Source organism: Ruegeria sp. HKCCA0370 (assembly GCF_013033705.1).
Taxonomy (GTDB): Bacteria; Pseudomonadota; Alphaproteobacteria; order Rhodobacterales; family Rhodobacteraceae; genus Ruegeria.
Window position 1 is genome coordinate 136450 of record NZ_WQEP01000003.1, and the last position, 26023, is coordinate 162472.

The window sequence follows — 26023 nt, forward strand, 5'->3', positions numbered from 1 at the left end:
CAATGACCGACATCACCACGGATCGCGTCGTTATTGTCGGGGCCGGGATTGGCGCGCTTTATGCTGCGCTGAAACTGGCGCCGCGCCCGGTGGTGATCATCTCGCCTGATCCTTTGGGCGAAGGTGCAAGTTCGGCATGGGCGCAGGGTGGCGTGGCGGCGGCGATGGACCTGGCTGACAGCCCGGAAAGCCACGCCGTTGACACCGTCAATGCCGGGGCAGGCACTGTCGAGCCTGACGTTGCGGATTTGGTGACGCGAGAGGCGCGGGATTATATTCTGGACCTGACCACTTTGGGCACACCATTTGATCGCACCGAGGGTGGCGGGTATGTCCTGTCCCGAGAAGCCGCGCACAGTTTTGCCCGCGTCGTGCGGGTAAAGGGCGATCAGGCCGGCAGTGAAATCATGGCCGCCCTGATCGAACGAGTTCGCGAAACTCCTTCGGTGCAGGTATTGGAAGGGGTCCTTGCCGTTGCGTTGGAAGTGACGGATGGGCGCGTGGTGGGCGTGGTTTTGCAGGAGGCCTCGGAAAGCGGATCCGCGCCTGTGACGCTTCGTGCGCCTGCCGTATTGTTGGCGGGTGGCGGTTCTGGCGGGCTTTATGCCCTGACGACCAATCCGGCCCGCATCCGCGGACAGGTCATCGGAATGGCCGCTCGGGCGGGGGCGCTGATCGCCGATGCCGAATTCGTGCAGTTCCACCCCACCGCCATGGACGTGGGTGAAGACCCGGCCCCGCTGGCGACCGAGGCCCTGCGCGGAGAAGGGGCAATACTGATAAACAAGCACGGCGAGCGTTTCATGCAGGCCGTTCACCCTGATGCCGAGCTTGCCCCGCGCGACGTTGTGGCCCGGGCGATATTTGCCGAGGTACAGGCCGGCAACCGCCCGATGCTGGACACTCGCAAGGCTTTGGGCGCGCAAGTCAACGAACTTTTTCCGGCGGTTGCCGCATATTGCGCGCGCAACGGAATCGATCCGGTCCGGGATGCGATCCCGGTTGCTCCGGCAGCGCATTACCACATGGGCGGGATTGCCACAGGCACTGATGGCCGCGCGACGCTGGATCGGTTGTGGGTGTGCGGCGAGGCGTCTTCGACCGGCCTTCACGGCGCCAACCGGCTGGCCTCGAACGGTTTGCTCGAAGCGTTGGTGTTTGCACGCATCTGTGCCCAGGACATTGCGCGTTCGTTACCGGACACTTCCGCGTCGGAACCTGTGGCCCTTCGATTTGATCAAGCTGACATCCCTGATACGTCCGATGCGGTCAGTACGTTGCGCACGACCATGTCGCGCGATGTTGGCGTTGTCCGGGACCGCGCCGGGTTATGCCGGGCATTGCGCAGGATTGCCACGCTCGAAGAGCAGCATGGCACATGCCCGTCCTTCAGAAACATGTGTGCCACAGCAACCTTGATCGCCGCGGCGGCATTGCAGCGCGAAGAAAGCCGCGGCGCGCATGAGCGATCCGACTTTCCGGAAGCTGCCGATGGCCCCGGCAAACGATCCCGGATGTATCTTAGCGACGCGCTGCACATTCGCGCCGAAGCCTGCAAGGAAATATCATGAGTTTTGCGACCCTGCCCGATCTGATCCTCGAACCCGTCATCCGCGCGGCGCTGATGGAGGATCTGGGAGCATACGGTGATGTGACCACCCGCGCCGTGATCCCACCGAACGCGACCTATACGGCCCGGCTGAATGCGCGTGAGGATGCCGTCGTTTCGGGCGTGCAGGTGGCGACGATAGCGTTCCGGCTGGTCGACCCGACGCTTGAGGTTGAGGTGCTTGTCAAGGATGGCCAGCCTTGTCGGCGCGGCGACACGCTGATGATCATCAAAGGGTCCGCGGCCTCGATCCTGTCGGGTGAGCGGGTCGCGCTGAATTTTGCCGGTCGCCTGACCGGTATTGCCACAAAAACTGCCAGCTTTGTTCAGCAGACAAAGGGCACGAATGCCCGCATGACCTGTACCCGCAAAACCACGCCCGGACTTCGCATCGTCGAAAAACAGGCCGTGCTGCATGGCGGCGGTTTCAATCATCGCTACTCTTTATCCGACGCGATCCTGATCAAGGACAACCACATCGCCGCCGCCGGGGGTGTGCGTCAGGTTCTTGAGGCCGCCAAAGCGCAAGCCAGCCACATGATGGCCGTCGAGATCGAAGTCGATCGACTGGACCAGCTGGCCGAAGTCCTCAGGATTGGCGGCGCGTCCGTCGTATTGCTGGACAACATGGATGACGAGATGCTGCGCGAAGCGGTTGCCATGGTGGACGGGCGGATGAAGACCGAAGCCAGCGGGAATGTGACGTTGGGCCGGGTTGCATCAATTGCGGCGACCGGGGTCGATTACATCTCGTCCGGGGCGCTGACGCATTCCGCCCGAACCGTTGATCTGGGTCTTGATTTCTGAAAAATTTCTGAAAAGCGCGGCATTTCTGCTTGATTTGAGATCGTTTGCGCCAACACGGTTGCGCCTTCAGGTTTTATCGATAATAAATCCTCGGCAACGCAAGCTGCAGGAAGTTTTATAGATAAAATGATCATCCCTCATTCCGGCTGGACCCGAAAGTCTGCGCAAGCTGTTCATGACCTCCCGTTGATGGACCTTCTGTTCCGGGCACAGACCGTGCACCGCGAGAACTTTGATCCGAACAAGATCCAGACCTCTAAGCTGCTGTCGATCAAAACCGGCGGGTGCGCCGAGGATTGCGCCTATTGCTCGCAATCGGCCCGCAACGGATCCACCCTGCCTGCATCGAAGCTGATCGAGGTTCAGCGTGTACTGGCCGAGGCCAAAAAGGCCCGCGACGGTGGCGCGACCCGGTTCTGCATGGGGGCCGCCTGGCGCGAGCCCAAGCCGCGCGATATGCCTGCCCTGATTGCCATGGTGGAAGGCGTCAAGGCGATGGGCATGGAAACCTGCATGACGCTGGGCATGCTGGATGACACCCAGGTGGTTCAGCTGCGCGATGCCGGGTTGGACTATTACAACCACAATATCGACACGTCCGAACGCTATTATTCCGAAGTGATCACCACCCGTACTTTCGCGGACCGGATCGACACGATGAACCGGGTGCAGGAAGCCGGAATCAAGGTCTGCTCGGGTGGTATTCTGGGGATGGGTGAACACACTGGTGACCGTATCGATATGTTGCTGACTTTGGCCAACATGACCCCGCCGCCGGATTCGGTGCCGATCAACATGCTGATGCCACAGGCGGATACTCCGCTGGCTGATGCGGAACCGGTTGATCCAATCGACTTTGTGCGGATCATCGCAACCGCTCGCATCCTGATGCCCAAAGCCTATGTTCGGTTGTCCGCCGGGCGCAGCGACATGAGCGACGAGATGCAGGCGATGTGCTTCTTCGCCGGAGCTAATTCCATCTTTGTCGGTGAAACTCTTTTGACGGCGGAAAACCCCGAAGAAGACACCGACTCGATCCTGTTTGCAAAACTTGGCCTTCAGGCCGAAACGGCTGAAGACCATAAGCGCACGGAAGCCGCCGAATGAAAGCAGTCGAACGACTGGAATCCATGCTGGGTGCGCTGGAAGCCCGGCACCGCCGCCGGGTTTTGATCCCCGCGCGCGGGCTGGATTTTGCGTCCAACGACTATTTGGGCTTGGCCGGGTCAAGCCTGTTGCAAGAGGCCGCACAGGCGGCGCTGGCCCGCGGCGTGCCCGTAGGCTCGGGCGGCTCGCGGCTGCTGCGGGGAAATCACCCCGAGCATGAGGCGCTGGAACACGAAGCAGCTGTGTTCTTTGGGGCCGAGGCCGCATTGTTCATGGGTGGAGGGTTTCAGGCCAATCAGGCAATCTTTTCCACCCTGCCGGCGGCCGGGGATCTGGTTTTGTATGACGAACTGGTTCACGCCAGCGCCCATGAGGGGATGCGCGCCAGCCGAGCGGATCTGCGCGCTTTTCGTCACAACGACGTCGCGGATGCGCGAAACGTTCTGACCGAATGGCGATCCGCTGGTGGGCAGGGTCAGGTGTGGGTTGCCGTTGAAAGCGTCTATTCCATGGAGGGCGATCTGGCTCCGCTGGAAGATTTGTCATGTCTGGCGCGTGAAGCCCAAGCTGTTCTGATCGTGGATGAGGCGCACGCAACCGGCGTTTTCGGGGCAAATGGCAAAGGTCTGGCGCATGATCTGAACGCTGACCTTCTGACCCTGCACACCTGCGGCAAGGGGCTTGGAGTTTCCGGCGGGCTGATCTGTGGCCCGCGGGCGATGATCGATACCCTGATCAACCGCGCACGGCCCTTTATCTTTGCAACGGCGCCGTCCCCTCTGAATGCTGCGCTGGTACGGGCTGTCCTGTGTGAACTGGCCGGGACTGACGATTTGGTCACTGCTGCACGCAAACGTCTGCGCCATGCACATGAGGCGGCCCGTGAAACAGGGTTGCCTGACGCGGCCTTGAACAGCCAGATCATTCCCGTCGTTCTTGGGGACGAGGCCCGCACGATGGCGATGGCACAGGCTTTGCAACATCAGGGGTTTGACATTCGCGGCATTCGCCCGCCAACCGTTCCAAAAGGCACATCCCGTCTGCGCGTCTCGATCACCGGGAATGTCGGTCCCGAGGACATTTCGGCCCTGTTTGCAACCATCTCCAGCCATCAGTCGGAGGCCGCATGAGCGCTCTGGTCATTGTCGGAACCGACACGGGCGTCGGAAAAACAGTTTTTTCGGCTGGCCTGACGGCGGCCCTGAACGCCACTTACTGGAAGCCGGTTCAATCGGGGCTCGAGGATGCGACGGACACGGAAACCGTCTGCACCTTGTCCGGTGTGGACGTGTTGCCCGAGGCGTATCGCCTGAACATGCCTGCCTCACCCCATCTTTCTGCCGAGGATATGGGCATAGAGATCGATCTGTCCCGGCTCGCGCTGCCGCAAGTTGACGGGCCGCTGGTTGTGGAAGGGGCAGGGGGGCTGATGGTGCCTCTGAACCGCAAATCCTACTATCTGGATCTGATTGCCCAATGGCAGGCCCCGGTCGTTCTGGTCGCACGCACGGCGTTGGGAACGATCAACCACACCACGTTGTCCCTGATGGCGCTTCGACGCGCTGGGTCCGAGGTGGTCGGCGTTGCCTTTGTCGGAGATCCGGAGCCCGACGTGGAACAAACCATCGTCGAAATGAGCAAGGTGCGACACCTCGGACGCCTGCCTTATCTTGGCGACCTGACGCAGCAAAGCTTGTCAGAAGCTTTCTCGTCCATAGACGTGGCGACCATACGGAGGTTTCTGTGACCCCGCTGGAGTTTGACGCCCACCACCTTTGGCATCCCTATACCAACGTGGCCGATACCGGTGCGATGCATCTCATCGACCGGGCCGAGGGCGTGTATCTTTACCGGGAGGACGGCGCAAAGATGATAGACGCCATGTCGTCATGGTGGTGCGCCATCCACGGCCACAAGCATCCCGAAATCACATCCGCCATGCAGTCCCAGCTGGAAAAGATGCCTCATGTGATGTTCGGGGGGCTGACACACCATCCGGCCATTGATCTGGGGCGCAGGATGGTCGACATGTTGCCCGAGGGGCTGGATCGCATTTTCTATTGCGACAGTGGGTCTGTCTCGGTCGAAGTGTCGATGAAGATGGCGGTGCAGTACCAAATGGCCCATGGCCGCACCCGCAAATTCGAATTTGCCACAATTCGGGGCGGCTATCACGGTGACACGTGGAAAGCGATGAGCGTCTGTGACCCGGTCACGGGTATGCACGGGCTGTTCCGAGGGGCTTTGTCGATCCAGCACTTCCTGCCGCGTCCCCAGGTTCGGTTGGAGGATGACTGGCCCGAAGACCCGGCGCTGAACGGGTTGGGGGCGCTGGAACGACTGTTGGCCGACAAGGGTGATCACCTCGCGGCCCTGATCCTTGAACCCGTGGTTCAAGGCGCCGGGGGCATGTATTTCTATCATCCCCAATGGCTGCGCGCGGCACGCGCCATGTGCGATGCCCATGACGTGCTGATCATTTTTGACGAGATCGCAACCGGATTTGGCCGAACCGGCAAGCTGTTCGCCACCGATCATGCGGGCATCACCCCGGATATAATGTGTCTGGGCAAGGCATTGACCGGGGGGCATATCTCGTTTGCTGCTACCGTAACCAGCAAGCAGGTGGCGTATGGCATTGGCAACAGTGAGGCCGGAGTGTTCATGCACGGCCCGACCTATATGGCCAACCCTCTGGCCTGTGCCGCAGGTTCGGCCAGCCTCAGACTGCTGGCCGAGGGGAACTGGCAACGCCAGGTGGCTGATATCGAAGGCCAGATGCGGACCGAACTGGAGCCAGCACGCAGTTTGTCGGGCGTTGCAGATGTCAGGGTTCTTGGCGCTATTGGCGTTATCGAAATGAAGGAAACGGTAGATCCTTCGGTTGCTCATCGGCTGGCCCCTGAAACCGGAGTGTGGCTGCGCCCCTTTGCGCGCAACATCTATTGTATGCCGCCTTACATTGTTTCACCTGATGAGCTCGGCCGGATCACCAGCGCGATGGTCGCTTTGGCCGGGGGGCAGCAATGAAACACCAGTGGCTGGCGCAATCGGATGACAGCAAGCTGACCCTGATCTTCGGGGGGTGGGCGCTAGGTGCTGCCCCGTTCCGCGGGCTGACCGGAGGCGGATCTGTTCTGCTGGTGGATGACTATACCCGGCTTGATGATCCCTTGCCCGATCTGGCCGGGTTTGACCGCGTCGAAATGCTTGCGTTTTCCTTCGGTGTCGCATCCGCGGCCCATTGGCTGGCCAGCACAGGGTTTCGCCCTGACCGGCTGGTTGCCGTCAGTGGTACGTTGCATCCTGCCTGCGCAGACCGGGGCATCGCGCCCGATATTGTCCGGGCCACGGCGGATCAGCTGTCATCGGCAAGTTTCGTCAAATTTTGCCGACGCGCCGGACTGTCTGCTGACATACCTGAACTGGACATCGAGCAGGCAAGAAAGGAACTTCACGCGGTCATCGAACGCGGCTCGGCGCCTGATCCCGGCTTTGATCGGGTTTGGATATCAGAGCGGGACCGGATCATTCCGACCAATGCTCAGAGGGCGGCCTGGGCCGCAACCCCGGATGTGGTCAAGGGCGTTGCCGCTCCGCACGTGCCATTTGAACCGGGCCAAAGCTGGGCGGAGTGGATGTCATGACGGCGCAATTGGCGGACAAGGTGCAGCGAAGCTTCAGCCGAAGCTTCCAGACTTACAACGATACAGCCAGCCAGCAGGCCTGGGTTGCCCGCAAGCTGGTTTCCGAGATGCACCGGGTTGGCGCGCCGAACCGGTTTGATGTGGCCTTCGAGCTGGGATGCGGCACTGGCCATCTGACCCGGTTGCTGCGGCAGAACTTTGACCTTCCCGATTTTCACGTGAACGATATAGCGCCGCAGGCTCGGGCGACGGCAGATGCGGAAAATGCGGCTTTCATTGACGGAGACGTCCGCCTGGTCGAATGGCCCGCAAAGCTGGATTTGGTCGCATCGGCCTCGATGATCCAATGGATGGAGGATCCGGCCGGTTTGCTGCAACAGGTTGCCGAAGCGCTTGAACCCGGAGGGTGGCTGGCCATTTCAGGGTTTGGCCCAATGCAATATCAAGAGCTTGCGCAAATTGGATCAACAGCCCGTGCACCGGGCCTGTGCCTGCCTGACACCCTTGCAGCCGCCATAGATGGGCCGTTTAAGATTCTGACGGTTGGCCAAAGTGTTCGGCCATCCTATTTTGACACGCCCAGAGATGTACTGAAACATTTGCGCAGTACAGGGGTAAATGGCCGGGCTCAGGGTGCATGGACCCGGTCCACCTTGGCCCGGTTCGAAGCTGACTACGTTCAGAAGTTCGGAGCTGACGGCAGGGTTCCTCTGACCTACCATCCGGGGTGGGTCATTGCCGAAAAGCGTTAGGCGCTTATTCGGCGACGACAAGGTCGATTTCATTCGCCGACAGCATCTGGCAGATACCCTCGGGCGGGGTCACATCTGTAAAGAACAGATTGATCTTGTCGGCAGGTTCCAATGTGACCGGCGCGCGCTTTCCCAGCTTTTCGCCATCGGCCACGACAATGCGGACCTGTGCGTTTTGAATGGCGACGCGGGCCAAGTTTGCTTCTTGCAGGTCGTGCAGCATAAAGCCCGGGTCCGCGTTGACCGCCCCGACTGAAAGAACGGCGAAACGGACGTTCAAACGTTTGATCAGGTCCTGAGCTTCAACGCCGAATGCGCCCCCATCGTGCGACCGCAGCTCGCCACCAGCCATGAACACCCGGTTGTTGTTTCGTGAAGCCAATGCCTGAGCGACAAAAACCGAGTTCGTCACGACAAAGAGATCGCTGTGGTTGCCAAGCGCCTGCGCCACATAAGCGGTAGTAGAGCCGATATCGAGGAAAACGGAGTCGCCGTCACTGATGACCTCGGCAACCGCCTTCGCCAGCTTCTCTTTCGCGTCAACCTTCTTGTCAAGGCGGCTTTGCAGCGACGGTTCCAGAATGTCTTCGAGAAGATGAACCCCGCCATGGACCTTGCGCACGATGCCGCGTTCTTCCAGATTGCGGACGTTTCGCCGAATGGTTTCCAGGCTGACCCCAAGTTCATTCGCCAGAACGCTTACGCGGCACGACCCGCCCGCGCGAAAAAGGGCGCGCAGGATTTCTTCTTCTCGTTGGTTTGTGGTTGGCAGGTTCATGTTTCGCGCTCTGATGGCATCGTCATAAGGGACGTTAAGCCATACCACAATACCCACATAAAGCAACGTTATCCGCGGGTATGGCTTTAGAAACTTGCTTCATGCAGGAAATAATGTGGCTTTACGTGGTTTTTATTGACACAAAACCCCACGATGTGGTCGTCTGTACTCAATACCACCGATTCATCGAAAAAAATCACGACAGGGAGAAGGTGTTATGAATTGTAAAATGGGAATCTCTGCGCTGGCCATCATGGCCGCCGGAGCCGCAACAACTGCATGGGCTGTTGAGTCCACGGACCCAATCAAACTGACGCTGCACGACTGGTCGGGGCAGTTGATCAATACCAAGATCATGGGTTCGATCCTGGAAGAAGCCGGGTACAACGTTGAATATGTTCAGGCGGATTACATTGCTCAGTTCGCCGGTCTGAAAACGGGTGACCTGCATCTGGCAATGGAAATCTGGGAAACCACCGGACGCGAAGCGCTGGACGAGGCAACCGGCACCGGCAAGGTCGTCAATGTCGGCGAAACCGGCCTGATGGCGATCGAAGAATGGTGGTATCCCAGCTACATGAAGGAACGGTGCCCGGGATTGCCGAATTGGGAGGCGCTGAAAGACTGCGCCGAGGAATTCGCGACGGCGGAAACTGCTCCGAACGGGCGTTATGTCGGCGGCCCGGTGACCTGGGGTGGCTTCGATGACGAGCGTGTCGAAGCGCTTGAACTGGATTTCGAAGTCGTCCATGCGGGTACCGACGCGGCCCTGTTTGCAGAATTGGAATCCGCTTATCAAAGACAGGATCCAATTGTTCTGTGGGTCTATGTCCCACATTGGGCGCCGGCAAAATACGAAGGCGAGTTCGTCGAGTTCCCGCCATTTACGCCAGAGTGTTACAGCGACCCTTCTGTCGGTGTGAACCCGAATATGGCCTATGATTGCGGCAAGCCGCGTGGCCCGATCTGGAAAGCAGCCTGGTCTGGCCTGCAAGAAAAATGGCCGGGTGCTTATGACATCATCGAAGCCTACAAAATCAACAATGATGAAATGAGCGCTATGGTTGGCAAGGCCGATCTGGACGGCGTGGAAATCGACAGCGTTGTTGCAGAGTGGATGGAGACCAACAAAGACCGCTGGTCTGGCTGGATCTCGAAGTAATCCACTGGCCAGAGCGGGCCTGTCGCTCTCTCGGACCGCTCTGGCCTTTTTCGCGAATGAACCGGACCACCCTGATGCCCCCCAAGACCAAACTGTCGTGCCGAAACGTCTGGAAGCTTTATGGCCCCAACGCAGATCGGTTGCTGCGGACAACCCCCGAACCTACGGCAGAAGAAATTCGCAAGGCAGGCGTGATCGGCGCAGTGCGCAACGCAAATATCGAGATCTCGGAAGGTGAGATTTTCGTCATCATGGGCCTGTCGGGGTCCGGCAAATCCACTCTGGTTCGGTGCTTGTCCCGGTTGATCGAACCAACCGCCGGTGAAGTTCTGTTCGACGATGCTGACCTCTTGCGCGCCAGCGAGAATGAGCTGATCGAAATCCGGCGTCACAAGATGGGCATGGTGTTCCAGCATTTCGCGTTGCTGCCGCATCTGACCGTTTTGCAGAATGTGATGTTTCCGTTGACGATTCAGGCCACACCCAAACCCGAAGCCGACGCCAAGGCCCGCGAGGTGGTGGAACTGGTCGGTTTGAAGGGGCGCGAGGATTATTACCCGCGTGAGCTGTCCGGCGGCCAGCAACAGCGCGTCGGCATTGCCCGTTCCTTGGTGACCGAGCCTGATCTATGGTTTCTGGACGAGCCGTTCTCGGCCCTCGATCCGCTGATCCGGCGCGAGATGCAGGATGAATTCCTGCGGTTGCAGGAGCGGTTGCACAAGACCATCGTTTTCATCACCCATGATTTCGAAGAGGCCGTTCGCCTGGCCGACCGCATCGCCATCATGAAGGACGGAGAGGTGATCCAGATCGCCACGCCGGAAGAGCTGGTGATGCACCCGGCCACAGACTATGTGGCTGAATTCACCAAACATATCCCCCGTTCAAAGGTCCTGACCGTCGGCGGTGTCATGGCCCCCGGCGCTGTGGGCGAGGGCAATCCGATCTCTCAATCCACCCGCATCTCGGACGTGGTGGAACGGATTATCGCGGCAGATGCGCCGATCCCCGTCGTGGACGCAGAGGGCCAGCCCATCGGAGCGATTGACCGCAAGGCCGTTGCGCATGTGCTGTTCGGCGGCGGAGACACGGCATGATCCGCCTGACCCGCAGCCAGATGGCAATTCTGCTGCTTGTTCTGATCACCATCGTGCTTGGCTATTTCGGTCGTGATTTGAGCAAGGCGCTGGATGCGCGCTGGTTGACCAAGTTCCCTTCGGCCTGGGTGATCCCGTTCAAAACCTACATTTCGTCGGCGATGACATGGCTGATCGAGGATGCCGCCATCGGGCCGGTGTCCTTCACCGATGTCACCCGCGCCATCGCGTGGTTGATCGAGCAGCCCTACAATCTGGTATTGGCTCTGCTGGCCGATGGCTTTGTCAGCGGTCAGGGAAATGACGCGCAGGTCATCCTGCCTGCGATCAGCTGGATCGTGGTCATCACCGCCGTTGTCGCTTTGGGTCAATATTGCCGTGACTGGGGATTGGCCGCTCTGGTCGGGGCCTGCTTCGTCTATCTTGCAGTTTTCGGACAATGGGATAGCGCCATGGTGACGCTGGCCTCGGTCCTGATCGCGGTGCCGATTGGAGCGGGCGGCGGGTTGCTGTTGGGCATTCTCGCCTATCGCCATCCGCTTTTTGAAAAGATCATCTCACCAATACTGGACCTGATGCAGACGATCCCGATCTTTGCCTATCTGGTGCCGATCCTGTTCATGTTTGGCTTTGGCCCGATCTCTGCCTTGGTCGCGACGATCATCTATGCGACCCCGCCGATGGTGCGGATCACAACGCTGGCACTGAAAGGCGTGGATCCTGAGATTCTGGATTTCGGACGCATGGCGGGCACGACCCGGCGGCAGTTGATGTGGCGCGTGCTTGTGCCCTCGGCCAGCCACAGCCTGATGGTGGGCGTCAATCAGGTGATCATGCTGACCCTGAACATGGTCATCATCGCCTCGATGATCGGGGCTGGGGGGCTGGGCTTTGACGTCCTCGCCGCGCTGCGCCGTCTGGACATTGGGGCAGGGTTCGAAGCCGGCATTGCCATCGTGGTACTGGCCATCGCCGTCGACCGTCTGAGCCAGGCCTTTGCCGAACGGATGGGGCAGGTGCATCATGAGGCCCCCGGCTCGTGGATCGCGCGTCATCGCCGGACGGTTCTGGTTGTGGTCCTGATGCTGCTGACCTGGGTGCTGGGACAGTTCTCGCCTCTGTTGCTGGAATATCCTGAAAGCCAGACCATCACCACCGGCGCGTTCTGGGACAACACGGTCGAATACCTGAACGTCAACTATTTCGACACGTTCGAGGCCATCAAGGTTTTCTTCCTGACCTGGTTCATGATCCCGATCAAAACGGTTCTGCTGGGCATCCCGTGGCCATGGGCCATCGCGATGCTGTTCCTGCTGGGCTGGCACGCAGGCGGTTGGCGTCTGGCGTTTCTGTGTGGCGGAATGGCCTCGCTGATACTTGTGTCGGGCCTGTGGTCAAAGGCGATGGTGACAGTGTATCTGTGCGGCGCATCTGTCATTCTGGCGACGCTGATCGGGGTGCCTCTGGGTGTTCTGGCGGCACTGAACAAACGCGCCGGAACGGCCATCAACCTGCTGATCGACACACTGCAAACCCTGCCCAGCTTTGTTTATCTGATCCCTGTCGTCATGCTGTTCCGGGTCGGCGATTTCACCGCCCTGATTGCCATCGTTCTCTATGCGCTGGCCCCGGCGGTCCGTTATGCCGCCCATGGCGTGCGCTCGGTCAGTGAGGAACTGATCGAGGCGGGTCTGGTTTCGGGCTGCACCCGCAGACAACTGCTGCGCCATATCCGCCTGCCGATGGCGTTGCCTGAAATCCTGCTGGGCGTCAATCAGACGATCATGCTGGCGCTGTCGATGCTGGTGATCACCGCCCTCGTCGGCACCCGCGATCTGGGGCAGGAGGTCTATATCGCCCTGACCAAGGCCGATACCGGCCGCGGTCTGGTGGCCGGCCTGTCGATTGCCTTCATCGCCATCATCGCTGATCGGTTGATCAATGCCAGTGCCCGCCAGGCCCGCATCCGCTTTGGACTGGAGAGTTGATATGAGCCATCCCGATCTGATGACCCGCATCCGCGCTCTGCCGATCTGGCAGGGAGAGATCGAGGCCACTCCGTTGACCGGTGGCATCACCAATGTGAACTACAAGGTTACGGATGGCAGCGGGTCTTATGTGGTGCGTGTGGGCGATGACATCCCCCTGCACCAGGTGATGCGGTTCAATGAGCTGGCCGCCAGCAAAGCTGCCAATGCGGCGGGTCTGTCGCCTGCCGTGCTGCATTCCTCGGGCGATTTGACAGTGCTGGAATTCATCGAAAGCCGCACATTGACGGAAGAAGATGTACGCCACCCGAACATGCTGCCCCGAGTTCTGGAATTGGTGAAGGCCTGTCATGTCGAAGTGCCGAAACACCTGCGCGGGCCGTCGCTGGTATTCTGGGTGTTCCATGTCATCCAGGACTATGCCGCAACGCTAACCGAGAATGACAGCGCCCATGCAAAGCTGATCCCCGATCTGATAGACGCAGGCACGCTGCTGGAACGTGAGGCAAGGCCGTATGACATCGTGTTCGGCCATAACGACCTGCTCTGCGGCAATTTTCTGGACGACGGCAACCGCCTTTGGCTGATCGATTTCGACTATGCCGGGTTCAATTCTCCGCTGTTCGATCTGGGCGGGCTGGCGTCGAACAATGGCCTGTCGTCTGAACAGGAAGACTGGGTGTTGGAGAGCTATTTCGAAGCCCCGGTCACCGACGATCTGCGCCACCGCTATGCGGCGATGAAATGTGCCTCGCTGCTGCGGGAAACCATGTGGAGCATGGTGTCCGAGATCACCTCGGATATCGACTTTGATTACGCAGCCTACACAGCTGAAAACCTGGCGCGGTTCCGCGCGGCCCTTACCGATTTCAAAAATACCTGAGGACAGACATGACCGACCTTCCGACAACAGCCAAAGCCGTCATTATCGGTGGCGGGATCATCGGCTGCTCGACCGCGTATCACCTGGCCAAGCTGGGCTGGACGGATACGGTGCTGCTGGAGCGCAAGAAGCTGACCTCGGGCACCACCTTCCACGCCGCGGGTCTGGTGGGGCAGTTGCGTTCGAACGCCAATATCACGCAATTGCTGGGTTATTCCGTCGATCTGTACAACAAGATCGAAGAGGAAACAGGGCTTGGCACTGGCTGGAAGATGAACGGCGGCTTGCGTCTGGCCTGCAACGAAGAGCGCTGGACCGAGGTGAAACGCCAGGCCACTACGGCGCATTCCTTTGGTCTGGACATGCAGCTTCTGACCCCATCCGAGGCGCAGGAGCTGTGGCCCTTGATGGATGTCTCTGACGTGATCGGCGCGGCTTACCTGCCGACTGACGGTCAGGCGAACCCGTCAGATATCACGCAGGCATTGGCCAAGGGCGCCCGCATGGCCGGGGCGAAGATAATCGAAGATACCAAAGTTACCGATATCGAGATCGAAGGTGGCAAAATTCGCGCGGTTATCACCGAACAAGGTCGGATCGAGTGTGAAAAGGTGATCTGCTGCGCCGGGCAATGGTCCCGCACCTTTGCCAGCCGCTTTGGCGTCAACGTTCCTCTGGTTCCGATGGAGCACCAGTACATGGTGACTGAACCTTTCGACGTGCCCGGCAATCTGCCCACTCTGCGCGATCCCGACCGGCTGACTTACTACAAGGAAGAAGTCGGAGGTCTGGTCATGGGCGGCTATGAGCCGAACCCGATCCCCTGGGCCACCAAGGGTATTCCGCAAGGCTTCCACTATACCCTTCTTGACAGCAACTTCGATCATTTCGAACAGCTTATGGAACTTGCGCTGGGTCGCGTGCCCGCGCTGGAGAACGCCGGCGTCAAGACGCTGACCAACGGGCCGGAAAGCTTCACGCCCGACGGCAATTTCATCATCGGCGAAGCGCCCGAGTTGAGGAACTTCTTCGTCGGTGCTGGCTTCAATGCCTTTGGCATCGCGGCTGGCGGTGGTGCGGGCATGGCGCTGGCGGAATGGGTGCATAAGGGCGAGCCGCCCTTCGATTTGTGGTCTGCCGATATCCGTCGCTTTGGCCGCCCGCATTTCGACACCGACTGGGTTCGCACCCGTACTGTCGAGGCATATGGCAAACACTACACGATGGGTTGGCCGCATGAGGAACATGACTCGGGCCGCCCCTGCCGAAAATCGCCGCTTTATGACACGCTGAAAAAGCAGGGCGCGTGTTTTGGCGAGAAACTGGGCTGGGAACGCCCCAACTGGTACGCGGACGCGTCAAAGGGCGAGGTGCCCAAGGATGAATACAGCTTTGGCCGCCAGAACTGGTTCGATGCCGTCGGGCGGGAACATAAAGCGGCACGTGAAGCGGCTGTGTTGTTCGATCAGACCTCTTTCGCCAAATTCGCCCTCAAGGGTCCGGATGCTTTGGCAGCGTTGAACTGGATCTGCGCCAATGATGTGGACAAGCCGGTTGGCGCGCTTGCCTACACCCAGATGCTGAACGACAAGGGCGGGATCGAGTGTGACCTGACCGTTGGGCGCGTGGCCCATGATGAGTTCTATATCGTCACCGGCACCGGCTATGCCACCCATGACTTCGACTGGATCAACCGCAGCATTCCCGAGGGCATGAATTGCCAGCTTTTCGATATCACCTCATCGAATGCGGTTCTGTCATTGATGGGGCCAAAATCACGTGAGATTCTGGCGCCGGTGACGCGCGATGACGTCTCGAACAGCGGGTTCAAGTTTGGCACGATCCGCACCATCGGCATCGCCGGGTGCCCGGTTAAGGCGCTGCGCGTGACTTATGTGGGTGAACTGGGCTGGGAACTGCACCTGCCGGTGGAATATGCACAAACCGTGTATGACGCCTTGATGGAGGCAGGGCGCCCGCATGGATTGATCAATGCGGGCTACAGGGCGATTGAATCGCTGCGTCTTGAAAAAGGCTATCGCGCCTGGGGCTCGGATATCGGGCCGGATCATACGCCGTTCGAAAGCGGCTTGGGCTGGGCCGTGAAACTCCGGAAAAATATTGATTTCAAAGGGCGCGCCGCCTCTGAGGCGCAAAAAACCGGCGGCGTAAAGAAGATGCTGGCATGTTTCACGGTTGACCCCGAGGTTGTTCTTCTGGGGCGTGAAACGATCTATCGGAATGGCGAAAGGGTCGGATGGCTGACTTCGGGCGGCTATGGTTACACCGTCGAAAAGTCGATCGGCTACGGTTACATCCGAAACGCCAACGGTGTCGACGCACAATACGTCACATCAGGGACATATGAATTGGATGTCGCCACTCAGAGGGTTCCTTGCGAAGTGACGCTGCAACCGCTTTACGACCCGCAGATGAGCCGGGTGAAGACCTGACCCAAGGGTGCAAGAGCAGATCTACCGACACACGCACGGCGATCGGAACATATGGGGAAAGCATGCAAACAGGGCAAATCCGCCCCGAGTGTCCGAATGTTCGTTGAATCTGACGGATTTCGATCCATAAGCCATTGATAAAGTTTCAGTATTGTCACACCTCATGCCCATCTGAAAACTGAACTGCAAGACTTCTCATTCAGCTTTCAGGGCAAACAACCTTTCATCCGTCGGAGATTGGATGACTTCAGCCGAAAGGACCGGAAATGGTAACCCCAGATGCGTTGACTGAGCATGCGATGAAGATTGCGGATATTGCCTCGGAGTCCGCGATGCGGTTTTTTCGGGGGTCTTTGGGCATTGAATTCAAACAGGATGAAAGCCCGGTGACGCAGGCCGACAAGGCAGTTGAGGCAGAAGTACGCTCTTACCTGAAACAGCATTTTCCCGGACACGGCATCTTTGGCGAAGAGCACGGGCAAGAAGCAGGCGACGGGCGTCATATGTGGGTGATTGACCCCATTGACGGAACCCGTTCGTTTCTGTCCGGCCATCCTTTGTTCGGGTTCCTTTTGGCGCACCTTGTGGATGGGCGCCCTCGGTTGGGCCTAGTCGGAATGCCGGCCTTACATGAGACCTATTTGGGTGTGGTCGGTGACGGCGCCAGCCTGAACGGGCAACCGATAGAGGTGTCGAACACCACGCGTCTGGATCAATCGGTTTTGTACGTGAATGAAGGCGACAAAATTTATCGCGATCATCCTGACCTGTTCAGCCGGCTGATGAATGCAGGGCAGACGCGCCGATTTGCCTATGATTGTTATCCCCATGCCTTGCTTGCTTCGGGGCATATCGATGCTGTGGTGGATTACGATCTGCAACCTTATGACTATCTGGCGCTCTCACCTCTGATCACGGCTGCTGGCGGAGTGATGACCAATTGGCACGGGCATGAGTTGACCCTCGATTCAGATGGCGCGGTCGTTTCCGCCGCAACCCCTGAACTGCATGCTGAACTGCTTGACCTCATCAATGTCGAAAAATGACGGTGTTGCGCAACCTTGGAAAACTATCTCCCGCGATCAGATTTGAACAAATACAAAAAAACAAAAAGTGATCCTATCGACGTCGTGACGATTCCGACGGGCAACTCCTGCGGAGCCAGAAGAAGGCGTGACAAGATATCGGACAGTGTCAGCAGAATCGCGCCCACGATCGCCGAGACAACCAGCAGGTTTCGGTGCAGAGTTCCGGCGATGCCGCGTGCAATATGAGGCACCATCAGCCCGACAAAGCCGATGACACCGGCAACGGAAACGAAACTGGCCGTCGCCAACGCGGCAACGAAAAACATGCTGAACCGCAGACCTTGAACGGGAATACCCAGTGACGAGGCCGTGAAATCCCCGGTCAGCAACGCGTCAAGCCACCGGCTGCGGTAAAGTGAATAGCTCAGGATCAGGCCCAATCCGATCAGGACAAGCGGGAAGGTTTCCCATCTTGCCAATCCCAGGCCCCCAAGCATCCAGAATATCACCGAATGAGCCGCGCGATTGTCGCCAGAGAAAATCAGGTAGTTGGTGATTGCGGAAAACAGAAAGGACACCGCCAGGCCAGCCAGGATCAGTTTTTCGGGTGCGCTCGTACGCAAGCCCTGAACCAGCGCCAGAACAATGCCGGAGGCGATCAGACCACCGCAAAATGCCGCCAACGGTAACGTCCAGATTCCCAGAACATCACCCGTGACGGTGATCACCAGAACGGCGCCTGCAGCAGCACCCGAGGACAGACCGAACAGAAACGGATCTGCCAGGTCGTTTCGCGTCGTTGTTTGCAAAATGACACCAACGACGCCCAGTCCCGCACCAATCACGGCGGCAAACAAGGCACGGGGCAGGCGAAGGTCGAAGACGATCCGGTGCAAGGGCGACATGTCTCCTTCCACCAGACCGGTTCCGAGGCCGATGGCCGAAAAAACTTCGCGTATGGGGATTGGGGTGGTCCCGTAGACGATCGACAACAGCAAAAGGGCGGTCAGAACAACCGCCCCCAGCACTATCAAACGGCCCAATCGGACCATATCAGTTGGTCTCCGGGTGCATCGCCTTCGCCATCTTCTCGATCGCTTCGATATTTGCCGGGCCGGGCGTCAGTTCCTCGTAACGCAGGCCAATCCAGCGCTCGTTCTTTACCGCGTCCGTTTGTGACATCACCGGGTGATCCTTGAGGAACTGAAAGGTGTCCTCTGCGCCGTTGCCGGATTGATAATCGAGCAGCACCAGAAACTCCGGGTTGGCCGCTGCCACGGCCTCCCACGACGTGCGGCCCCAGCTGGTACCCAGATCATGCGTCACGTTCGCGCCACCCGCCGCTGTGATCATCGCATCGGGAATGGCGAACTTGCCGGCGGTGAATGGAGCATCGGCCGGTCCGTCCAACAGGAATACGCGGGGCTTTGCCAGATCGGCTGTTTTTGCTTCGATGGCTGACAATTTGTCTTTCCAGCCGGCAACCAGCGCCTCGGCCTTGTCTTCGACATGCATGACCTTGCCCAGACGCAGAACGTCATCAAACAACAGGTTCATGCTGGCCTCGGGGCGATCCTTGTCCAGATGCACGCAGCTTTCGGACAGGATCATGGTCTTGATACCAAAGGGTTCCAGCGTGTCGGGCGTGACGTCACCGCCGGGTTTCATGCCATAGTACCAACCGGCAAAAAACAGATCGGGTTCGACGGCCACAAGGTTTTCAATCGTCGGGTATTTGGGGGCAAGCTCTGGGATATCGCCACGCTGAGCATCAAAATCAGGGCTTGTTTTGTACCAGCCGGTAATTCCGGTAAGCCCCACGATCTTGTCCTGAAGGCCGAGCGCAAAGGCCATATCCGCCATGTTCATGTCATGCACGACCAGACGTTCCGGCGCCGAGTCAAAAGCCAGCGGTTCGCCGCAATTGTCCACGGTGACGGCTTCCGCTGCCGCGCCACCTGCCAAGCCAGCGAAAACAACCACCGGCCAGAGTTTTTGCATCATATTTAAGCTCCTGTTATTGTGACAATTTCCGTTTTCGGATATCCAGTGCGGGGATCATGCGGCCTTCGTGCTGAAAGCACAGATAATCCACGCCGAATGTCTCACGTACCCGGTCTGGGGTCAGAACTTCGACAACAGGCCCGAACCCCGTCAGACGCGTGGCTTTCATCAGCGCCACATGGGTGGCGAATTCCGGGATCATGACCAGATCATGGACGATCATGACGACCGTTACCCCCAGATCAGCAACCAGAGACAGCATGTGCCCCTTGGCATCGGGGTCCAGATGGTTGGTTGGCTCGTCTAGAAACAGCAAGGACGGGTTCTGGGCCAACGCGCGCGCGATATGTGCGCGCTGACGTTCTCCGCCGGACAGTTGACCCATCGTTTTGTTGGCAAAATGCGACAGCTCGGTCGTCGTCAGAACCCGTTCCAGATCAGCCTTGTGCTGAGCCATCGAACGTTCGCCCTGAATCGGGATTTGCCCCAGCGCAACATAGTCTTGCAGGCGCATCCGCCCGTCAGGCATTTCCTGCTGCCCGACCACAGCAATGGAGCGGGCACGTTGGCGGGCGGACAGGGTCCGAAGGCTTTGGCCTTCTATCCAAACATCACCCAAGATAACCCGTTCGATCCCGCACAGCAGTTTCAGCAGAGTGGTCTTGCCGGCGCCGTTCGGCCCGGCGATTGCCAGAATTGATCCTTCTTCCAGACGAAAGGACACATCCTGCAACAGGATATCGCCATTAAGAGCATAGTACTCCAAATTCTCGGCAACCAGAAAACTCATGAAGCGCCACCGGACGGCAATGCGGGTATTCGCGACAAGGTCTTTGCGAAAAGGGCAGGGGGGCGGTCCGAGGCGCTGGTCCAGCCATCGTCACTGTCGCCGAACTGGGTCGCGAATTCGACCAAGGCGGACAGGTCGTGTGATGTCGTGATATCGCCAAACAGGTACTGCGCTTTGCCCGGGGCCTGAAATCCGACCGTCATGGCCCGTTCACAACCTGCCATGCACGCCACCATTCGGGTTTCAAAACCGTCAGGCAACCGGGCATTCAGCACGTCTTGCGCAGCCTCGGCAGACATCGCCCCCTGACATGTTGAACAGATCAGAACGTAGTGATCAGAATAGCAGGTCATAGCCATCTCCGTCGTTTGCCAGACGCAGACAGAGGGCACATACCCAGATATTACGCAAACGCGCCATCAAGCCTCCTTCCGAGACGCCCCGCCTCGGGTTGGTTTATAGTGCGATGGCAGGTCTCCTGACTTGCGGGTCGTTGCTTGGCCGACCTTCCCAACCCATGCGGGTCAGTGGTGAAGTGGCGTCGCTCACCGCTTACAGTTGCGGGGGCAGTCACGGACTTGGCACATTCCAGCGCCGCACCGTGTTCCCATTTTCATCCCTTACGGAACCATCCCGCTCAGCTAGTCCGGCAATGCCAGACTTGTCAAGCGGCAGACGAAGGCGGTGGTAGATGGAATTGCAACAGCCGCGCCAGCTGTCCTGCTGCGCCAGCCCGGACCGAACGGTGTCAATAGTCTGATACAAGAAGGAAATCCGGCTCGAAATCTTTCTCGACCTTTGAAAACCGTGGAATTGGCTTTTCAAACACATTGTCCGTACGGTCGTCATTCACGGTCGATACCTCGCCAATAAGGCAATCGCCGCGCTCGGCCCAAAAAGCGTGCCAGATGCCGGGCATCAGAGTTACGCTTTGCCTCGGCTTCAGCCGCACGTACTCTTGGGGTTGCAAGGTTACAGGGCAGGCATCGCTGGGGACCGTCACCGGGTTGTCGCGGTCGACGCCACCGTTTGGATCCGACGCATGAATTTCCAGAACGAGATCGCCGCCGCCCCGGTTGATGATGTCTTCTGCCTTGATAATATGCCGGTGCATCGGAGAAAGCTGATTGTCTTTCAAGATCAACAGTTTTCTGCACAGAGCATCCCACGCCCGGATTTCAGATCCTTCGTCTAACCAATGCGTAGAGTGAACGGGAATAGGCAATGTTCGTCGAAACGGCCTTGTGCGTAATTGGTAATGTTCCATCCCAGCCTGCAGCTGCGGACAGTTTCGACCAAAGAGATGCGCATTTTCTCGGGCGATCAATCCGCAAAGAGCGGCTATGCGGCGCCGAAAGATTGAATGAACGTCTGGGCCTAGGGCTTGATGTGGTTGATTTCGGATCGTTTCATCATGCCATCCCGCAGATCAAAGTTCGTGCGCCCAAGGGGGTTCTGCCCCGGCTCGGGAAACGGTCACGGCCGCCACGTCAGCGCCCAGTTCCATGGCTGCTTGCAGGCTTTCAACCGTCAATCCGCGCAGACCTGACTTGGTAAGATGCCCTGCGCGGCTGAGCTCGGTCAGGACGCCGGCGTTGAACGTGTCACCTGCACCGATCGTATCGACCACTTCAACGGGTTTCACAGGAACCGAAACTTCGGAACCACCCGCCAGGTAACCGTGTGCCCCGTCGCTGCCACGCGTGACGATGACAACGGAAGGACCCGCCTGCAACAGCACAGACGCTTTTGCGGATTCGGCTTCAGCGCCCGGAATGATCCAGTCCAGGTCCTCGTCTGAAACCTTGACGATATCCGCACGCGAGATCATGCGGTTCAAACGCGTCCGAAATCGGGTTTGATCCTTGATGAAATCCGGGCGGATATTCGGGTCCAGCATCACTGCCCGGTCGGAACCGTGGCGGTCCAGAAGGGCGGCGTAGGCATCTGCGCAAGGTTCACACGCAAGGCTGATTCCGCCGAGATACAGGGCAGAGACAGCAGGAAGCTGATCGGGCATGTCTTCGGGCAGCAACATCCGGCCCGCAGTGTTTTCATCAACAAAGCTGTACGACGCGTGTCCATCCGAGAGCTGCACAAAGGCAAGCGTGGTCGGACGGTCCGAGGTGATCACATGTGTCGTGTCCACATGGCTCGCTTTCAGCGCATCGATCAGTTGTTGGCCGAACATGTCCGATGACAAACCTGTCAGCATCCCTACCGGAACACCCAGACGTCCCATCGCGACGGCTGTGTTCAGAACTGCACCACCAGTATGTGGCACAAAACCAATTGCGCCCGATGCGGTCGGTTCTAAAATCATATCTATCAGCGCTTCACCACAGCACAGGATCATGTCTTGGTCCTTTTAGGTAAGAAACTTCGGTTAGTCTGGTTGCTGTCTCAGCGCGTTCTTGCAGAAGTTGTTTGCGCCGATGATCCCGAACTCTGCCTGTTCAGATACGTATAGGTTCAGGGAGCGGCGCAAATCGCTGAAGCGGCCGCCGCCGTTGAACGCATCCTTGAAGTTGTCACTGAATAGCCAGCGGTTTTTCTCGGCAACGCCGCCGACGAGGAAAACGCCCCCCTCCGGCATCAAGGTGACCGCCAGATCACCCATCAAAGCACCTAAGTGGGTGGTAAAAATCTGCGCCGCCTTTTCGGCGACCAGATCGGTGCCGTTGCGGGCATCGTTCAGAATGTCCTTTGCAGAGCGCGCCTGAGTTCGCGCTTGACCGGCCGCCAATTCAACCGCCTGATACAGGATCGGCAGGCCGGTTCCGCTCAGGAACATTTCTGCTTCCAGCGCCAGGCTGTCCCCAAAGAAACAGCCCGGTGCGATGCGACGTGCCGCCTCAAAGATATCAACTTCGTCGCGATGTCGCGGGTACAGGCCCACGTGCCCGCCTTCGCCGGAAACCGTGTGATACCTGCCTTCGGAATATAGCAACGCACCAACGCCAAGCCCGGTTCCGGGCCCTACAACCAGCCGTGTGCCTGCGGGCGGCGTTGCCTGACCCTGCAAGACCGCCACATCCGACCGGGTCACCTCGGCCACTGACCACGCCGCAGCGGTGAAATCATTTATGACAAAAGTGCGCTCTGCTCCTGTTGCTTTCGCCAGCTCGGTCTCCGAAAGATCCAGGTTCGCGTTGGTCAACTGAATCGTTCCGTCCCTGACCGGCCCGGCTCCGGCTGCTACGACGGCCTGTGGGTTGGTTCCGATCTCGTCCCTGAGATCATGAAACGCCTCCAGCAGATCTTCCAATGTCCCCGTCGGGTGTTTCCGAAGATCTGCCAATTCTCCGTTCGTGACGACGCCCAGACGTGTGTTCGTACCGCCGATATCCGCAACCAGGTTCCAATGCTCATGCACGGCACCGAATGGTTGCGCTAACGGCTGAGAGACGCTCTGACCCCCGGACAGGGCGGATTTCAGCGCCATGAAAGACGCTTTGGGCGTTCTCGCAAGTGTTTCGAAATCCACGTCCACCAGTCCAAACCTCTTCTCGTACCCGAAGGCCCATTCATAATTGTCCAGCAGCGACCAGACAAAATAGCCATTCACCGGAACACCTTGTGCCAAAGCGTCCAGCACGGCCGCAAGGTGCTTGTCGAGATAATCGATACGATCATCGTCCTGCACGCGCTCCTCACTCGCCATACCGTTTTCGGTGATATAGATTGGCAACGCGCCCGTATAGTCTTTCCTTGTTCTGACAAGAAAGCGGGTAAGGGCAGAGGGATCGATTTCCCATCCCATCTGCGTTTTGGGTAACGGTCCGGGAACCTCTTGCAGGCTGGGCCAGGCGGCGTCCGCCGGGGCAATCAATTTTCGGGTATAGTAGTTCAACCCGCACCAATCGACCTGTGTGCCGATGGTTTCAAAGTCGTTCTGCCAGCCCTTGGGCAAGTGTGGCTCCAACCCCTCCAGGACTGTTTGGGGATATTCCTTGCTGAAAACACCGCCAAGGAAGAATCGGTTGTAGATCGCATCGTAGCGATCTGCCGCAAGCCGCGCTTCCGCGCTGTCATCCGCGGGCTCGGACCATTCGAGGTTGAACACGGCACCCAGATTGCCCATCCCAAGACTGCGCATGGCCTGAATCGCCCGCCCGTGGGCCAACAAAACGTGATGCATCGCCCGGGCGGCGGCGCGGATATCGCGCAGACCGGGCGCATGGTGGCCTTCAAAATGGCTCAGCCAACTGACACACCAGGGTTCGTTGATCGGCGCGGCACTGAACATCCGGTCGCCGATCCGACCCATGATGACCTGCGTATAATCCGCGAACCAATCCGCGATGTCGCGATTGCACCATCCCCCCTGATCCGCAAGCGCTGACGGCAATTCCCAATGATAAAGCGTCACACAGGGGCGGATACCGCGTTCCAGCAGGGCGTCCGCCAATCGGTCATAATAATCCAGCCCCGCCTGATTGACCTGACCACGCCCGTCCGGCAGCACGCGTGCCCAGCTGGTCGAAAAACGATAACAGTCAAACCCGGCCTCGCGCACCAGATCGAAATCCTGCTCGAACCGGTTCAGGTGATCGCAGGCGACGTCTCCGTTTTCCCCGCGCACCACGTTGCCCGGCGACGCCGCAAAGGTATCCCAATGAGTTCGCCCCGCCCCGCCCTGCGCGTGGCCTTCAATCTGGTACGCAGAGGTGGCAACACCAAAGAGAAAATCTTTGGGAAAATCAGCGCGTGCGTGTTTCATGGTTGCACCTTGTTGGGCGCAGGGCCGGTTGACCTGCCCACGACCAGTTCGGCCTCCAGCAGCCTGGTTTTGACGGGATCATTCGGGGATTTGATGCGCTGGATCAACATGTCAGCCGCCATTTCACCCGCCTGACGGACGGATGAGCGCGTTGCCGTGAAAATCGGAACATCCTGCCCGTTCTTCAAATAGGACAGGTCGTCGTCATGGGCGATCACTGACACATCCGTACCCATCGCAAGCCCGTTTTCGGACAGCGCACGCCGTACGCCGATGGCAGAGATCATCGATGAACACAAAATAGCGGTCGGAGGAGAATCCAGGCGCAACATGTTCTGCGTTTCGTGATGGCCGTAAACCTCTGTCATTTCAGCGCTGCGCATCAGATTTGCATCGGGCGCAAGCCCGGCCTGACCAAGCGCCTCAAGATATCCGTCGCGGCGGCGTTGGGCAAAATCCATATCTTCCAGACCGTTGATCAGAGCGATACTGCGATGGCCAAGGTCAATCAGAAAGCGTGTGGCGCGCATGAACGAACTTTTGTTGTTGACGTCGATCCAGTCATATTGCGCGTCGACGCCGGTCGACCGTCCGTGCACGATGAATGGGACGCCCATGCGGGTCAGGACTTCGATCCGTGGTTCGTTCACTTTGGGGCCTTGCAGCACGACTCCGTCCACCGCGCCGCGCTGAAAAAGACTCCGATACGCTTCTTCAATCGAAGTGTCGTCGGCATTGGTGAACATCATGTCATAGCCATGTTCAGCGTATTTCTTTGCGGCACCGGCGACGAAGTCTCCGAAGATCGGGTTGACCATTTCATGCCGGGACGAGCTGGGAATGACGTGGCCGATCACCATCGATCGTCCGGTCGCAAGCCCCTTGGCGCGACTGTTCGGCCGGTACCCGTGTTTGCGCGCCGCGGCTTGAACGCGCGCACGTGTGTCCTCGCTCACTTCGGGGTACCCGTTCAGCGCCCGGCTGACCGTAGTTTGCGAAAGGCCCAGAACTTCCGAGAGCTGCTTCAGGTTCATTTTTCGATTCAAAGCGCCTTAAATTGGGTGGCTCTTTTTTGTTTTGTGAGCAAATGCGGCATCCGTCAACTTGTTTTGCGTTGAAAGCAGAAAATATAATTATTTTGGCGCTGGGAAGCAAAATATTGACAGGGCGCCAATGTTAGCGGATAACACACATC

Annotated in this window: 22 protein-coding genes, 2 pseudogenes and 1 riboswitch; of the genes and pseudogenes, 14 read left to right on the forward strand and 10 right to left on the reverse strand. The window is 58.7% G+C overall.

Annotated features, from left to right (window positions below):
• Window positions 1-2: 2 nt before the first annotated feature.
• From GOW31_RS09320 to GOW31_RS09355, 8 genes are all read left to right on the forward strand, one after another.
• Entirely contained in the window at window positions 3-1571 is a 1569-nt protein-coding gene (locus GOW31_RS09320) for an L-aspartate oxidase (RefSeq protein WP_171169520.1), read from the forward strand.
• Window positions 1568-2416 (forward strand): carboxylating nicotinate-nucleotide diphosphorylase, encoded by an 849-nt coding sequence (nadC, locus tag GOW31_RS09325; protein WP_171169523.1) that lies wholly within the window; start codon window positions 1568-1570, stop codon window positions 2414-2416. The genes GOW31_RS09320 and nadC overlap by 4 nt, the downstream gene beginning before the upstream one ends.
• 126 nt (window positions 2417-2542) lie before the next feature.
• Window positions 2543-3523 (forward strand): biotin synthase BioB, encoded by a 981-nt coding sequence (bioB, locus tag GOW31_RS09330; RefSeq protein ID WP_152460224.1) that lies wholly within the window; start codon window positions 2543-2545, stop codon window positions 3521-3523.
• Complete coding sequence (locus tag GOW31_RS09335; RefSeq protein ID WP_171169525.1) at window positions 3520-4653, forward strand: 8-amino-7-oxononanoate synthase; 1134 nt, start codon at window positions 3520-3522, stop codon at window positions 4651-4653. The genes bioB and GOW31_RS09335 overlap by 4 nt, the downstream gene beginning before the upstream one ends.
• A complete protein-coding gene (gene bioD / locus GOW31_RS09340; protein WP_171119205.1) occupies window positions 4650-5270 on the forward strand; it encodes a dethiobiotin synthase in 621 nt (206 codons plus the stop codon). The genes GOW31_RS09335 and bioD overlap by 4 nt, the downstream gene beginning before the upstream one ends.
• The gene (gene bioA / locus GOW31_RS09345; protein WP_171169527.1) at window positions 5267-6553 is read left to right on the forward strand and encodes an adenosylmethionine--8-amino-7-oxononanoate transaminase; all 1287 of its coding nucleotides are present in this window, start codon (window positions 5267-5269) and stop codon (window positions 6551-6553) included. Before bioD ends, bioA begins: the two co-directional genes overlap by 4 nt.
• Entirely contained in the window at window positions 6550-7170 is a 621-nt protein-coding gene (locus GOW31_RS09350; RefSeq protein ID WP_171169528.1) for a DUF452 family protein, read from the forward strand. The genes bioA and GOW31_RS09350 overlap by 4 nt, the downstream gene beginning before the upstream one ends.
• A complete protein-coding gene (locus tag GOW31_RS09355) occupies window positions 7167-7922 on the forward strand; it encodes a methyltransferase (RefSeq protein WP_171169530.1) in 756 nt (251 codons plus the stop codon). The genes GOW31_RS09350 and GOW31_RS09355 overlap by 4 nt, the downstream gene beginning before the upstream one ends.
• Before the next feature lie 4 nt (window positions 7923-7926).
• Here GOW31_RS09355 and GOW31_RS09360 read toward each other — a convergent pair whose 3' ends face one another.
• Window positions 7927-8700, reverse strand: a complete 774-nt coding sequence (locus GOW31_RS09360; protein WP_171169532.1) for a DeoR/GlpR family DNA-binding transcription regulator — start codon at window positions 8698-8700, stop codon at window positions 7927-7929.
• Window positions 8701-8917: 217 nt separating this feature from the next.
• Between GOW31_RS09360 and GOW31_RS09365 the strand changes: the two genes are divergently transcribed.
• From GOW31_RS09365 to GOW31_RS09390, 6 genes are all read left to right on the forward strand, one after another.
• Window positions 8918-9862, forward strand: a complete 945-nt coding sequence (locus GOW31_RS09365; protein WP_171169534.1) for an ABC transporter substrate-binding protein — start codon at window positions 8918-8920, stop codon at window positions 9860-9862.
• Between the two features lie 74 nt (window positions 9863-9936).
• On the forward strand, window positions 9937-10959 hold the full coding sequence (locus GOW31_RS09370; protein ID WP_171169827.1) for a glycine betaine/L-proline ABC transporter ATP-binding protein: 1023 nt from the start codon (window positions 9937-9939) through the stop codon (window positions 10957-10959).
• Entirely contained in the window at window positions 10956-12947 is a 1992-nt protein-coding gene (locus GOW31_RS09375; RefSeq protein ID WP_171169536.1) for a proline/glycine betaine ABC transporter permease, read from the forward strand. The genes GOW31_RS09370 and GOW31_RS09375 overlap by 4 nt, the downstream gene beginning before the upstream one ends.
• A gap of 1 nt (window position 12948) precedes the next feature.
• Entirely contained in the window at window positions 12949-13830 is an 882-nt protein-coding gene (locus GOW31_RS09380; protein WP_152460234.1) for a phosphotransferase, read from the forward strand.
• Window positions 13831-13838: 8 nt separating this feature from the next.
• Complete coding sequence (locus GOW31_RS09385) at window positions 13839-16283, forward strand: FAD-dependent oxidoreductase (RefSeq protein WP_171169538.1); 2445 nt, start codon at window positions 13839-13841, stop codon at window positions 16281-16283.
• 266 nt (window positions 16284-16549) lie between these two features.
• Window positions 16550-17329, forward strand: a complete 780-nt coding sequence (locus GOW31_RS09390) for an inositol monophosphatase family protein (RefSeq protein WP_171169540.1) — start codon at window positions 16550-16552, stop codon at window positions 17327-17329.
• Window positions 17330-17352: 23 nt separating this feature from the next.
• Here GOW31_RS09390 and GOW31_RS09395 read toward each other — a convergent pair whose 3' ends face one another.
• From GOW31_RS09395 to GOW31_RS09430, 9 genes and pseudogenes are all read right to left on the reverse strand, one after another.
• Window positions 17353-18363 (reverse strand): iron ABC transporter permease, encoded by a 1011-nt coding sequence (locus GOW31_RS09395; protein ID WP_171169542.1) that lies wholly within the window; start codon window positions 18361-18363, stop codon window positions 17353-17355.
• Between the two features lies 1 nt (window position 18364).
• Window positions 18365-19315, reverse strand: coding sequence for an ABC transporter substrate-binding protein (locus GOW31_RS09400; RefSeq protein ID WP_254441678.1), 951 nt, complete (start codon window positions 19313-19315; stop codon window positions 18365-18367).
• 13 nt (window positions 19316-19328) lie between these two features.
• Window positions 19329-20105 carry an ABC transporter ATP-binding protein gene (locus GOW31_RS09405; protein ID WP_171169544.1) on the reverse strand — a complete coding sequence of 259 codons (777 nt, stop codon included), beginning with the start codon at window positions 20103-20105 and terminating at the stop codon, window positions 19329-19331.
• Window positions 20102-20458: a DUF1636 domain-containing protein gene (locus tag GOW31_RS09410; protein WP_171169546.1), complete on the reverse strand. Its 357-nt coding sequence runs from the start codon at window positions 20456-20458 to the stop codon at window positions 20102-20104. The genes GOW31_RS09405 and GOW31_RS09410 overlap by 4 nt, the downstream gene beginning before the upstream one ends.
• 97 nt (window positions 20459-20555) lie before the next feature.
• A riboswitch (cobalamin riboswitch) is annotated at window positions 20556-20753 on the reverse strand.
• 100 nt (window positions 20754-20853) lie between these two features.
• Window positions 20854-21470, reverse strand: a pseudogene (locus tag GOW31_RS09415) (D-lyxose/D-mannose family sugar isomerase).
• Window positions 21471-21534: 64 nt separating this feature from the next.
• The gene (locus tag GOW31_RS09420; RefSeq protein ID WP_171169548.1) at window positions 21535-22461 is read right to left on the reverse strand and encodes a carbohydrate kinase; all 927 of its coding nucleotides are present in this window, start codon (window positions 22459-22461) and stop codon (window positions 21535-21537) included.
• A 30-nt stretch (window positions 22462-22491) separates the two neighbouring features.
• Window positions 22492-23550 (reverse strand): ROK family protein, encoded by a 1059-nt coding sequence (locus GOW31_RS22020; protein ID WP_254441684.1) that lies wholly within the window; start codon window positions 23548-23550, stop codon window positions 22492-22494.
• Window positions 23524-24828: pseudogene (locus tag GOW31_RS22025) on the reverse strand (GH1 family beta-glucosidase); the annotation flags it as partial. The gene GOW31_RS22020 and the pseudogene GOW31_RS22025, both read right to left, overlap by 27 nt.
• The gene (locus tag GOW31_RS09430; protein WP_171169552.1) at window positions 24825-25862 is read right to left on the reverse strand and encodes a LacI family DNA-binding transcriptional regulator; all 1038 of its coding nucleotides are present in this window, start codon (window positions 25860-25862) and stop codon (window positions 24825-24827) included. The pseudogene GOW31_RS22025 and the gene GOW31_RS09430, both read right to left, overlap by 4 nt.
• Window positions 25863-26023 lie beyond the last annotated feature (161 nt).

Excerpts from the sequence above, each read along its gene's own strand:
- GOW31_RS09380 (WP_152460234.1), top strand. The coding sequence starts at position 12,949 with ATGAGCCATCCCGATCTGATGACCCGCATCCGCGCTCTGCCGATCTGG.
- GOW31_RS09355 (WP_171169530.1), top strand. The coding sequence starts at position 7,167 with ATGACGGCGCAATTGGCGGACAAGGTGCAGCGAAGCTTCAGCCGAAGC.
- GOW31_RS09320 (WP_171169520.1), top strand. The coding sequence starts at position 3 with ATGACCGACATCACCACGGATCGCGTCGTTATTGTCGGGGCCGGGATT.
- GOW31_RS09405 (WP_171169544.1), bottom strand. The coding sequence starts at position 20,105 with ATGAGTTTTCTGGTTGCCGAGAATTTGGAGTACTATGCTCTTAATGGC.
- GOW31_RS09410 (WP_171169546.1), bottom strand. The coding sequence starts at position 20,458 with ATGACCTGCTATTCTGATCACTACGTTCTGATCTGTTCAACATGTCAG.
- GOW31_RS09335 (WP_171169525.1), top strand. The coding sequence starts at position 3,520 with ATGAAAGCAGTCGAACGACTGGAATCCATGCTGGGTGCGCTGGAAGCC.
- GOW31_RS09360 (WP_171169532.1), bottom strand. The coding sequence starts at position 8,700 with ATGAACCTGCCAACCACAAACCAACGAGAAGAAGAAATCCTGCGCGCC.
- bioB (WP_152460224.1), top strand. The coding sequence starts at position 2,543 with ATGATCATCCCTCATTCCGGCTGGACCCGAAAGTCTGCGCAAGCTGTT.
- GOW31_RS09420 (WP_171169548.1), bottom strand. The coding sequence starts at position 22,461 with ATGATCCTGTGCTGTGGTGAAGCGCTGATAGATATGATTTTAGAACCG.
- GOW31_RS09375 (WP_171169536.1), top strand. The coding sequence starts at position 10,956 with ATGATCCGCCTGACCCGCAGCCAGATGGCAATTCTGCTGCTTGTTCTG.
- GOW31_RS09430 (WP_171169552.1), bottom strand. The coding sequence starts at position 25,862 with ATGAACCTGAAGCAGCTCTCGGAAGTTCTGGGCCTTTCGCAAACTACG.
- GOW31_RS09350 (WP_171169528.1), top strand. The coding sequence starts at position 6,550 with ATGAAACACCAGTGGCTGGCGCAATCGGATGACAGCAAGCTGACCCTG.
- GOW31_RS09385 (WP_171169538.1), top strand. The coding sequence starts at position 13,839 with ATGACCGACCTTCCGACAACAGCCAAAGCCGTCATTATCGGTGGCGGG.
- GOW31_RS09390 (WP_171169540.1), top strand. The coding sequence starts at position 16,550 with ATGGTAACCCCAGATGCGTTGACTGAGCATGCGATGAAGATTGCGGAT.
- GOW31_RS09400 (WP_254441678.1), bottom strand. The coding sequence starts at position 19,315 with ATGATGCAAAAACTCTGGCCGGTGGTTGTTTTCGCTGGCTTGGCAGGT.
- GOW31_RS09370 (WP_171169827.1), top strand. The coding sequence starts at position 9,937 with ATGCCCCCCAAGACCAAACTGTCGTGCCGAAACGTCTGGAAGCTTTAT.
- GOW31_RS09395 (WP_171169542.1), bottom strand. The coding sequence starts at position 18,363 with ATGGTCCGATTGGGCCGTTTGATAGTGCTGGGGGCGGTTGTTCTGACC.
- GOW31_RS22020 (WP_254441684.1), bottom strand. The coding sequence starts at position 23,550 with ATGGCGCTGAAATCCGCCCTGTCCGGGGGTCAGAGCGTCTCTCAGCCG.
- GOW31_RS09365 (WP_171169534.1), top strand. The coding sequence starts at position 8,918 with ATGAATTGTAAAATGGGAATCTCTGCGCTGGCCATCATGGCCGCCGGA.
- bioD (WP_171119205.1), top strand. The coding sequence starts at position 4,650 with ATGAGCGCTCTGGTCATTGTCGGAACCGACACGGGCGTCGGAAAAACA.
- nadC (WP_171169523.1), top strand. The coding sequence starts at position 1,568 with ATGAGTTTTGCGACCCTGCCCGATCTGATCCTCGAACCCGTCATCCGC.